Annotated in this window: 10 protein-coding genes and 2 pseudogenes; 6 read left to right on the top strand and 6 right to left on the bottom strand. The window is 61.7% G+C overall.

Translation table 11 applies throughout. The features are described 5' to 3' along the window. Positions 1-213: 213 nt before the first annotated feature. From BLR03_RS16950 to BLR03_RS16965, 4 genes are all read left to right on the top strand, one after another. A complete protein-coding gene (locus tag BLR03_RS16950; protein WP_139184586.1) occupies positions 214-459 on the top strand; it encodes a hypothetical protein in 246 nt (81 codons plus the stop codon). Between the two features lie 376 nt (positions 460-835). Then, complete coding sequence (locus tag BLR03_RS16955) at positions 836-2,455, top strand: hypothetical protein (RefSeq protein WP_254788564.1); 1,620 nt, start codon at positions 836-838, stop codon at positions 2,453-2,455. Between the two features lie 234 nt (positions 2,456-2,689). Next, positions 2,690-3,604: a ParA family protein gene (locus tag BLR03_RS16960; protein WP_091254954.1), complete on the top strand. Its 915-nt coding sequence runs from the start codon at positions 2,690-2,692 to the stop codon at positions 3,602-3,604. 152 nt (positions 3,605-3,756) lie between these two features. After that, positions 3,757-3,969, top strand: coding sequence for a ParB family protein (locus tag BLR03_RS16965; protein ID WP_091254956.1), 213 nt, complete (start codon positions 3,757-3,759; stop codon positions 3,967-3,969). Between the two features lie 46 nt (positions 3,970-4,015). On the opposite strand, the pseudogene BLR03_RS16970 reads toward BLR03_RS16965, so the two are convergent. Next, positions 4,016-4,268, bottom strand: a pseudogene (locus BLR03_RS16970) (DUF4193 family protein). Between the two features lie 133 nt (positions 4,269-4,401). Beyond that, the gene (locus BLR03_RS16975) at positions 4,402-5,016 is read right to left on the bottom strand and encodes a hypothetical protein (protein ID WP_091254958.1); all 615 of its coding nucleotides are present in this window, start codon (positions 5,014-5,016) and stop codon (positions 4,402-4,404) included. Positions 5,017-5,082: 66 nt separating this feature from the next. Between BLR03_RS16975 and BLR03_RS24090 the strand changes: the two genes are divergently transcribed. Next, positions 5,083-5,652, top strand: coding sequence for a hypothetical protein (locus BLR03_RS24090; protein WP_139184587.1), 570 nt, complete (start codon positions 5,083-5,085; stop codon positions 5,650-5,652). Between the two features lie 277 nt (positions 5,653-5,929). Here the strand turns inward: BLR03_RS24090 and BLR03_RS24095 are convergent, their stop codons facing one another. Both BLR03_RS24095 and BLR03_RS16980 read right to left on the bottom strand, forming a co-directional pair. Further along, positions 5,930-6,205, bottom strand: a complete 276-nt coding sequence (locus BLR03_RS24095; protein WP_139184588.1) for an RNA methyltransferase — start codon at positions 6,203-6,205, stop codon at positions 5,930-5,932. A 327-nt stretch (positions 6,206-6,532) separates the two neighbouring features. Further along, complete coding sequence (locus BLR03_RS16980; protein ID WP_091254960.1) at positions 6,533-6,736, bottom strand: transcription antiterminator/RNA stability regulator CspE; 204 nt, start codon at positions 6,734-6,736, stop codon at positions 6,533-6,535. Positions 6,737-7,143: 407 nt separating this feature from the next. Between BLR03_RS16980 and BLR03_RS16985 the strand changes: the two genes are divergently transcribed. After that, entirely contained in the window at positions 7,144-7,455 is a 312-nt protein-coding gene (locus BLR03_RS16985) for a histone-like nucleoid-structuring protein Lsr2 (protein ID WP_091254961.1), read from the top strand. Between the two features lie 584 nt (positions 7,456-8,039). Here the strand turns inward: BLR03_RS16985 and BLR03_RS16990 are convergent. Beyond that, positions 8,040-9,292: pseudogene (locus BLR03_RS16990) on the bottom strand (ISL3 family transposase). A gap of 442 nt (positions 9,293-9,734) precedes the next feature. Then, positions 9,735-10,586 (bottom strand): MBL fold metallo-hydrolase, encoded by an 852-nt coding sequence (locus tag BLR03_RS16995; protein ID WP_091254964.1) that lies wholly within the window; start codon positions 10,584-10,586, stop codon positions 9,735-9,737. Positions 10,587-10,678 lie beyond the last annotated feature (92 nt).

A 10,678-nucleotide genomic window follows, 5' to 3' on the forward strand; every position in this document is an offset into this window, starting at 1 on the left:
CCTCGAAGCGGCAGCTTGATCCATATCTAAAATTTTCTGAATTTATGACATATTGGACCAATGATTGTTTCCAGCGCATCCGACATCGGCGTTTGTCCGAGCGCGCAGCGTGCAATGCAGAGTGTTTGGCTGCAGCGGCTCCCTGGACACCGACGCGACACGCCAGCGCGAGTGTCCCACTTAATTCTTATTCTTAAGACTACTGTCCAGAGCATGGCTACTTCTTCTCGCAGACGACTCCGGGGAACCGCGCGGGACAACGTGCAGCTGAACACGCTGGTCCCACAGCAGGACAAGGACTTCGTCTTTGACCTCGCAAAACGCATGGGTATGTCCACAGGTGAGGCGATGGAGCTCTTCATCGCGCACCTTCGAACTGAAGTAGACCGAGACGGCCTGCCTTCCTGGTTCAACTGCCGCAACGTCCCAGAGGCTTTGCCTATCGCTAAGGCCAGTTAAAGACTGAAGGCCCGCTTTCGCGGGCCTTCAAAAAGTATGACGTTCAGATCCGAAATCTTGGCGGACGACGATCTGAACTTTTCACAAGCTCCCCGTGAGGGGCGCTCCATTTGCTATACCCCGAAGGGACTAGCTGTTGTCTATGGTACCTGTAGCGGTCGTGTCGTCAACATCTGACGCACCGCAGACGGCGGGTCAGCTCACGCCCGATATTGCATGGGCCCTCGCCCCATTGATCGCTGGCGCACCGACTTACCGGTTGGGACGGTGGATTGGCGGCCGCTTCCAGTACCCGCGGCCGCAGAACCCGCCCCGGATCACTGCGGCGTTGCCGACACGGCCGGCGGCTGTCGTCATCCACGGTGCAGACGGTTCTGTGGCTACGCTCTGCCTTGACCTGGACACCTCCAAAGCGCTGAAGGGCGTCGTCGATGACGACGCGCAACGCCTCGGGACACTCTTGGAGAGCTGTGGTATTCGCTACGTCGCGGACCACTCCCCCAGCGGCGGACGCCATCTCTACATCCCGCTCGCGGAACGTATGAGCGGCCCTGAAGCCCGGGAGCTCGTCGAAGCCATGACCCTCATGGCTCCGAGTCTCGATCCCAGTCCGCACCAGAACGTCACCGACGGCTGTATCCGGGTTCCTGGTTCCGCGCATAAATCCGGTGGCCATCAGATCCTGACCACTCCCCTGACGACTGCCTACGACGTTCTGCGCCGCCGTAATCCCGCCAGCGCTGTCGCCGCGCTCCGGCTGGCTCTGGCGCCGGAGATGAGACGCGCCGGCGAGCTCAAAGACCGCACCGCGAAGATGATGGCCGCCGCGGCGAAGGCGCACGGTGTTTCCCCCGCTCCCTTCGCCGGGAGCCAGTCCCCGTTGCGTGTGCTGGCCCGTACCGGGCTGTACGACACGGCCAAATACGCCAGCCCGTCAGAGGCCCGGATGGCGGTCCTGAACCACTTCGCCGCCTGTGGCTGGACCCTGGAACAGGTCCGCCTCGAGCTTGGCGGCCAGTTCCCCGGCCTCGCAGCCCTCTACACCACCACTGACCGGCAGGAACGCCTCATCGACACAGAGTGGGCCAAGGCCTGCCGCTGGATCCAAAAACGGAGACCCGGGGGCACAGGCATTAGGACTACCCGTATTAACGACACAAGCCCTCCAAAACCCACAGGGGGGGCTAACAGAACCAGCAGCAAAGCTGTTGTGCACCAGCTCGTGAACGATCTTGAGAATGTCCTTTATGCGGTGCTGGACCACAGACTGAAGGAACGCGGACGCGAGGGCTTGAGTCTGCGCCTGTTGCTCCGGGCCGTACTTGGTTACATGCGGACCATGGAGACCGATTTGCTGGATGTCGGGTGCCGTACCTTTGCGACTGCACTGGGCAAACACCATGGCACTATCTCAAGACTCCTACCGGTGCTCCAGCAAGCCTCCGACGGCATCCTGACCAAAATTGCTGATGCCCGTGGCCGCAACGCCGACACCTACGTGATCCAACTCCCACAGCACTTTGAACAACTCGCACGGGAACTCTCCTGGCGAAGCGGAAAAATCCATGGCATCCGCCCCGTATTCCGTGCCCTGGGCGACGTTGCCGCCCTCGTCTACGAATCCATCGAACGCGGACGCCTCTCCCCCACCACAGCAGCCATCGTCCGGTCCACAGGACTCAGCCGTACAGCCGTCGAAACGGCGTTGGGCGCCATGAGCAGCTACAACATGATCGAACGCCGGCACGGGCAATGGACCATTACCACCGGAACCAGCCTGACAGCGCTGGCCCGCCGACTCGGGGCCCTTGACGACGCAGCAGAGCAGATTCGCCGCCATCGCATGCAACGCGCAGCTTGGCACGCCTGGCTAGACAGGAACCTAGTACCTGACCTTGCGGAACACGAAGTGGAAGACCCCGAATCGAACCTCTACTGGATCCCTCCCTCTGAAAACGAACTGGACTTGGTCGGGACGCTGTGGAGGGTGGCATAACGCCTTGGCGCGAGCAGACGCCGGGCACCCGGCAAACAAAGTCAGCACGTATGCACTTGCTTCACCGGTTTCACAAGTGAAAAAAGCGAAGCAATGGAACCCGGCAAACAAAGTCAGCACGTATGCACTTGCTTCACCGGTTTCACAAGTGAAAAAAGCGAAGACACGGAATCCAGCTTCACAAGTAAAGCAAGCTCTGCTGGCTACGCTTGGATCACTTTGGAAGGGGATTTGATGAAGCACGATCTGGACCGCGGTGCCCTAAGCCGCGTTATCGCGGTAATCAACGGCAAAGGCGGGGTCTTTAAGACCAGCCTGGTGGCCAACGTAGGTGGACTCCTCGCCGAGGACGGATCGCGTGTGCTCCTCGTCGATCTCGACCCTCAAGGAAACCTCGCCGAGGACCTCGGTTACGCCGAACAGGGTGACGGCGGTAGAAGTCTGGCGGCTTCGCTATGTTTCGGGGGAGAACCTGACCTGCTGACCGGCGTTCGTGCCAATCTCGATGTCATTGCCGGCGGCCCCCATCTCGACGATGCCGCGGCATTCCTTGGAGCCAAAGCCCAGAAGGATCGTGACGCTGCGCAGCTGGCCCTGGCCAAGCTGCTGGCCGGCGTCGCGGGGGAGTACGATCTGGTCTTGTTGGATTGCCCGCCCGGAAATGAGCCCCTGCAGGCTGCCGCGGTCGCTGCCGCCCGCTACGCACTGGTACCGCTGAAGACGGACATGTCCAGCCGTAAGGGTGTCGCAGCCGTCGCAGCACGCATGGACAGCGTCGTCGGCCTCAATCCCTCCCTGGACCTACTCGGCGTCGTTCTGGTTGGTACCGGTACGAATTCCAAGCAGGTACACAAGGTCACCCGCGACCACCTCACCGCCGATTTTGGTACAGACGAAGTGTTGTTCCCGATGAGCATCCGTCACGCGGAGGCCACGGCCCAGGCGTGCCGTGAGCGTGGATTGCTGGCCCACGAGCTCGAGCGGGAGCTCAGCAAGGGGCCGAAATGGTGGGAGGTCCTCCGCGGTGAAGCGAAGGCCGGCAATGCCGGGCCAAAGTCGGCTTCCAGCGTGGCCGAAGACCTTCACGCAGTCGCGATGGAAGTGACCCGCCGCATCGCGGTCGCTGAATCCCAGGAGGTCAACGCGTGAGCGCCGAACCGACACCCAGCCGACCCGCACTTGGATTGCCCCCGCGGCGCACTGCAGCACCGGCCGCCGAGGCGCCGCTGGCACGGATGCTCCCCGGACACCGGCCGGAGACACCAAAGAAGGCAGAACCCAAAGAAGCCGAAACAGCGAATATGACGGTCAGTATCCCCGCCGCGCTGCGCAACCGGGCGCGGGCCGCGTACCGCGCGACCAGCTACGCCGAAGGCGATAACACCTGGAGTCACTTCGTGACGAAGGCGATCGAAGCAGAAACCGCCCGCCGCGAAGCCGAACACAACGAGGGCGAGATGTACCCATCCTGGGGTGAGAATCTTCCCGGAGGCCGACGGCTCAAGGACAGCTGAAAAGCACGGTCGGGTCATCGTCCGAGGCTGGGCGGGTTCAATTGGTTTAGCCTTCGCAGTCCGTGCAGTAAGCGTGGGCGCCTTCTGTCGGGCGATCTGGGAACGGTGCTGGACGAGGAAGCACGAGTAGCAGGTGAACCCGTCATCGGCCTGGGGGAGGAGCTGAACGATCAACTCTTCGGGATTAACTCACCGCCCGGGATGCCGGGCCCGTCCAGATTGGCCGCCTCATCGAGTTCCTAGACGACGCTGCGGGCGTCCGGTGCATTCGCGGAAGGTAGTGCCTCTGGAACGACCACTCACGTCAAACTTTTTTTGACGAAGAACCTACGCATGTGTAGTGTTCAGGTTAATGCCAAGGCCCCAAAAGCCTTGGAAGCAAGCTGGGCCTCCCGCCGGACGACGGGGACCCGGCTTGTCGCTTTTAAGAGGTCAGACAATTTCCAACTTGTGGGCCAGAGCCCGAACATAGGTGTCGTCGCCCTTGACGAGATGTTCGCCCACGGCGCCAGCCAAGGCGTCGGCAAGCCATAAGAGCGGCTCTGTAGTAGTACCGTCGTGGCGGACGACGGGCGGATGGGGGAGACTAAGCCGCACGCACAGGTTCGTCCACGCCACTAGGTCGCGAGTGTCTTGATGCTTTGTGCGTTGGTCCAGAATTATCTCGCCGTACGGCCTCCCGCCCATGTCTGCAAACATGTGCGCTAGACAAGCGTCTCTGGCTTTTTCACTACGTTTCGAATCGTCAAAGTAGCTCAAGTAGACGCGGCAGTGATGGGTCCGCTCAGCCAGAATCTCGACCACTCTTGAGCGGACGGCCGCGCCGTCTTTGTTCCAATGCAGCCGTTTCGCACCCCTTGGCAAGGCCTTCTGCAAATCTTGGAGGACTTCTTCTTCGATGGTTTTGTCTAGTACGGCAACCCCAACGAGGCACAACCCTGCTGCCACGTGGGCGCTCTCATCAACATAGGCTTTCAGCACCACATGAGTATTCCAGACGGTGCCGATCTTTTCTTCGGTGACTGTGTCAACGTGATTGGAGTCCACCCGGCCTGATCAATACCCACCAAAGCGATTCAGCTTTGGTTCGGTCCTCGCGCGTAGGCTCGACTCATGCCTTCCTATAACGGACAACCTCCGGACAGCGAGATTCCGTCTGGCCGCGAAACCACGGAATTGATCACTCCTTTGAGATCTAGCACGCAACCACCCTGGTGGAAACGCTGGTCGAAAGCGCTGAGGTGGAAACGACATGGATCAGCGATCATCGCTGCTCTCGCCGCTATCACCGGCAGCCTTGTCGGCGCGTTAATCGCGGGAAACTATGCCTCGAATGCCGTTCAAACACAGATCCAAGCGCAAGCCGCCAAAGACAAAACAGCGAAAGAAGGAGACGTCTACAGCAGGTTCCTGGTCGCCGTAGAACAATACCGATCCGTGCACGACCTTCCACCTGGTGTTCCGCCTCGCGACCAGGCGGATGAATCCCTCCAGCGGGCCGATGTGGATCTTTATCTATACGGGTCGGACGACATCCTGAAAGCTGGCGTAGATCTGGAAAATATCCTTGAATGGCGAACCAACCCGAAAAGTCCTACTGAAAGACTGGACGGTGCGGCGTACTCAAAGGCATACGCCCACTTCGTTGATGTCTTCAAGCAAGATCTCCACCGTCAAGGCTAGACCCGATTGTTCCCGCACTCTATCGGGTCGGATCTCTCTTGCCCGCCAGGCGATCTCATAAACGATCCATTAATGAGACAGGCGGGCGTGCTCGCCCGGTGCTTCAGGCGTGTGAATCGCAGCGCTAATCACAGAGACGGACTGAGCGGCAGGCGGCGTGCCGGCTGTCTCGACGTCGACGTAGTTTCGGGTGCGGGTCCTGTGACCGCGCGTACTCGGCGCCTTGACGCGCTGCCGGCCAACTCAATAACGGCAGTTTGCGGGCGCTTCCGTGAGCCTAGATGAGATCAGTGATCTGCACGTCCCTGGGGCTACGAGTCGTACCGCCGGTTTCCAGGTTGACCACGGTGAAGCCTTGATCCCGCAGTTTAGCCACGACGGCATAGGTGGCCAGCTGGTGAACCCCCGTCCAACCGTCCTCCCAACCATTTGGGGCCGGCCTTTCCAATGTGGAGTCTTCACGACGCCAGGCGTTTAGGACCCGAACTCTCTTGTTTGCGCTCGGAGGAAACTGGGCTTGGGCGGACTTCAGAATCTCGTCGTTTGATGACATGGGATAACGGTAGGCGCTGCATGTCGATAAACATACGTTTCGCCACGCCCAGTCCAGACCGTTCAGCGTTCACACTTGAGGCGTTGCCGGCGCGACAAGGTCCGTCGCCCTCTCGAAATGTCGTCCAACAACAAGCAGTCTCACAACATCGAATTGTTCGGGATTACGCGAAGATGGGGTGAGCCGAAAGTGCACATGCTTGAGCAACCGTGGAGCCACCGCCGTTACCTCAACCCGGCCGGTGAATCGAGGCTTAGCGGACCGCCCTACCCCGGACACAGCAAGAGACTGGCCGGCCGCATCGGCTGACCAGTCTCTTGGGGACTGCTAGAGCGGCCGGATGTTCTCAGCCTGAGGGCCCTTGGGGCCCTGGGTGATGTCGAACTGAACCTTCTGGTTCTCTTCGAGCGAGCGGTAACCGCTGGATGCGATTGCCGAATAGTGTGCGAACACGTCAGCGCTTCCGTCCTCGGGGGCAATGAAACCGAAGCCCTTTTCGGAGTTGAACCACTTGACAGTACCTGTTGCCATGCTTGATTTCCTTCACGGGTCGCTGGGCGGTTCCGCTGCTCGGAATACCGTCCCCGCCACTCACATGACGAGCCTATGTGCGATCGTTTGCAGGGGCAACAGTTGGACTCAAAGCGGAAGTCGCCGAGGCAGCCTGGCATAAACTGGGGGTCTGAAGAGCCGAAATTCCCATACATGGCCGCTCGAAGAACATATTGTGGAAGGGGTCGGGAGTGGACGTAGTATTGCAGCGTATTCCGGACCGAGTGAAATTCGGGATGCCCTGTTCTCCGCCTCCCTGCTGCTCAATATGCTCGATCCTGATACTCAGGGTGCCAGCAATCGGTTGATTCACCTTTGGAGCGGAACCGCTGAAGGCATCGATAAACAGGTAACAGATCCTTTCTACCGGGCAGTAAGCTTGTTAAATGCAACGCACCATTACAATCCTTGAAGATGACCTCGACGGCTCCGAGGGAAGTGAAACGGTTTCGTTCGCCCTGGACGGCATTGAATACGCGATTGACCTCAATGAGGCTCACGCGAACGAACTGCGTGAAGCCCTGAGCCGCTTCACCCAGGCTGCCCGTAAAACGGGGGGACGGGCCCGCACCACCCGACCCAGTGCCTCCAACGCCAGTGAAATCCGGAAGTGGGCGCTCAGCCAAGGCCTTCAGGTCAACAGCCGCGGCCGCATTCAGGCTGACATCGTAGAGAAGTACCACGCAGCTAAGCGCTAGGAGCGCAACATGGCAACGTGTCCGAGGTGTCAGCGGAACCTGCCAGGGATCGCATATGGCTGGTGATTTCCACTAGCTGACTCGGCTCTATTGAGCGCAGGGCAGCGAAAGCGGCCCTGCAGAAAAAGAAACGGGGCAGGAACTCATTCAGGTTCCGCCCTGATTATTTTGTTTTCTCTCGCTCATCCACCCCTGCCAGGCACAATATTTGAACCTATCCATCAGAGAGCAACAGCGCTCGTATTACGTCCGTGTAGTGGTTGAAGAACTGCCGACCCATGCGCGCGGTCTTGCGATCATCTGGATGGCGTAAGTCGTCAGCCGGGTGATTCCGGCAAGAACCAGAAGAATCCCCACTGCAGTCAGCTACCCGATAAACATCAGCAGTGCCACGACTAGTGTTCCGCCATAAGTCAGGGCAAAACTCCACGTGTCCGTATTAGAGGGCATTAGTGGCTACCAGGTCGGTGGCGGGGGAACGGGGTGGCAGGTGTCGGTACAGGGTGGTGCGTTTCAGTCCGGTCTTGGCGGTGATCTCCTTACATGGAGAAGCCTTTGTCGGCTCTTCGGACATCTGGTGGGGGTCATGGGGTGAGGCCGCCGGCGGCGAGGAGCATGCGGAGCCGGTAGTTCTCGCGGTTGCGGAACCCGCGCGCGAGGCGGCGGTGGAGCTCGATGATCCCGTTCACGGCTTCGGTGCCGCCGTTGGATGATCGCCCGGTGGTGAAGTAGGCCAGGAACGCGTCCTTCCATCGGCGCAAGGTGCGGCCAAGGCGGGCGATCTCGGGGATCGGGCAGGTGTGGAACGTGTCTACAACGCGTTGCGCGATTCGTCGTCCGTCGGCCAGGTTCTTCTGGTGGTAGGCGGAGCGGAGCAGCTGGGCACACTGCCACGCGACGAACACTTCGTCGTGCGCGGGGTCAGCCTCGACCGCGGCATGCAGGCGGGCGCTTTGCTTCTCGGTGAGGTTCTCTTCCCCGGCACGGAGGATGGTCTGGATCCCGTAGAGCGGGTCGCCCTTGCGTCCCCGATGCCCGAGCGTGTCCTGCTGCACCCGGCGGCGGACTTCGTCGACCGCTGCGGTGCCGAGCTTGACCACGTGGAACGCGTCGAGCACCGCGACAGCGTCCTGCAGCTTGTCGTCGATCGCGGTCTTGTAGCCAGCGAACGGGTCCAACGAGGCGATCTTGACGCCTTCCCGGAACGCGTCGCCACGCTCGTCGAGCCAGACCTTGTAGACGGCCCCGGACCGGCCGGGCACGAGATCCAGCAGCCTGGCCCGCGTTCTCCCTTCGCGTCGCGGGTGAGGTCGACCATCCCGGTCAGCTCCTTCGGCCCCCGCTTTCGCGGGTCGACGTGATGCCAGACATGCTCGTCCACCCCGAGTGTCGTGACGTTCTCGAACCGGGACTCGTCGGCGGCGAGCCGCACCAGCTCGGGTTCGATCGCACGCCACACCGTCTTCCACGACGTGCCCAGCTGCCGGGCGAGGCCGTGCACGGTCGCGTGTTCGCGACGCAACTGACCGACCGCCCACGCGGTTGTGCGCTGCGTGATCGAACCCCGCGCAGCGACCATCGATGGGAGCTGCTCCACGAACGTCTTCTTGCTGCACGCATCGTCGGTGCACCGCCAGACCCGTTGCCGCCACACGATCCGCACCCGCGTCACGCTGGGCACGTCGTGCAGGACCCGTCGGCGTCGTCCGCGGCCCACGGCGATCACGCCGCACGCCGGGCATTCGGTCGGGGCGGCCGGGCTGGATACCGTCACGACTAGCACGTCCTCACGGCGGTCGACATGCTCGACATGAACACCATCGAGACCAACAAGCAGGTCACAACGGGAACACGGGGCGGTGGCAGAGCGCGCGTCAGCGCACCCCGAAGTAGGGTGAAGCACGTCGAGGTCCTCGGTCGGAATCAGGGAGTTAGCACTACTGATCCTCGGGGACCTCGACCTCTACCAGCCCAGCATCACCCGGCGAGCCCTACACGCCACCGAATGTCCGACGAGCCATCAATGGCCTCGTCTACATCCCGTACGCCGACGACTCTCAATGGCGGGAAGTGTTGCGCCGCGAGCTCAAGCAGGCCGGATTCGCTACAGACTGATTGAGTCGCCGACACGGCCTCGCCATGTGGCCCGGCGTTCGGCTCGGAGGTGATGAGCTCCTTTTCCATGTCAAGCAGCGTTGACCCAGTCGATCACGTCACCGTGCGGGTGGCGATGCCTTGATCGTGGCTGCGCGGGCGACCGCAGATCAGTGGTATCCGCGTCACATCGCGGCGGGTCGCGGGACTGGGACCGATTCCCCCAGGCCGGCGTAGAGGTAGCGGTCGCCGAACGCCTCGCTCAGTGCCAGGAAGGCAGGTTCACCCGTGCAGTGTCCCGGGGCGATGGTCTGCACGTGCCAATTGTCGCGAAGTGCGTGCGCGACGCGACGCACCTCGGGCGCGTCGGCGAGGACGAGATGGAGGCCGCCGACGATGCAGTAGACACGGTCGTCGATCGCGGCAGCGGCCTCCAGGATCCGCTCGATCCCCGGGTGGGAGCATCCCACCACGAGCACTAGTCCCTGCGAAGTCGACAGCGCGAGGGTGATCTCGCGCAGCTCACGCGTTCCCGGCACCTCCGAGACGACGGGGATCAGCCACGCGTTGCTCCCTAATGGGGTCAATTCCTCGACCCAGCTGAATCGTGCGCCGGGCCACGGCGTGCCGTGGTGGATGACGTCGGGAGGTTCGCCGTCGTAGTACTGCATGGACCTTGGCAGCGACGGACGGCGCGGATAAAAGTGGCCGGGCAGGCGCGAGCCGAACACGCCGTACAACTCGGCCGGGGCGTAGACAGGGACGTCGGGGTTTATGTGTAGGAGGTGACCGAGCCCGGAGGTGTGGTCGCCGTGCCGATGCGAGACCACAACAAGGTCGATCGCGCGCAGGTCAACACCGAGGGCGTCGGCGTTGGCGGCAAGCGTCGACGAGTCGTTTCCGGTGTCGAAAAGGATCCGACGCCCCTCGAACTCGACGAGTGCGGCAAATCCCCAGTCCTTGATCAGGCCGGGTCGGTTCCCGAACGCGTCGTGGAGGACCGTGATCCGGTTGGTCGTGCCGTCCCAACGCTCCATTCCCTAACCTGACCACACCACACGGCGTACGTCCAGCGGGGCGGAGGGGTGCCGTGCCCGCGGATCCATGGGACCTCGTTCGTCAGGGCGGC

The sequence above is a fragment of the Arthrobacter sp. ok909 genome (genome assembly GCF_900104405.1).
Classification (GTDB): domain Bacteria; phylum Actinomycetota; class Actinomycetes; order Actinomycetales; family Micrococcaceae; genus Arthrobacter; species Arthrobacter humicola.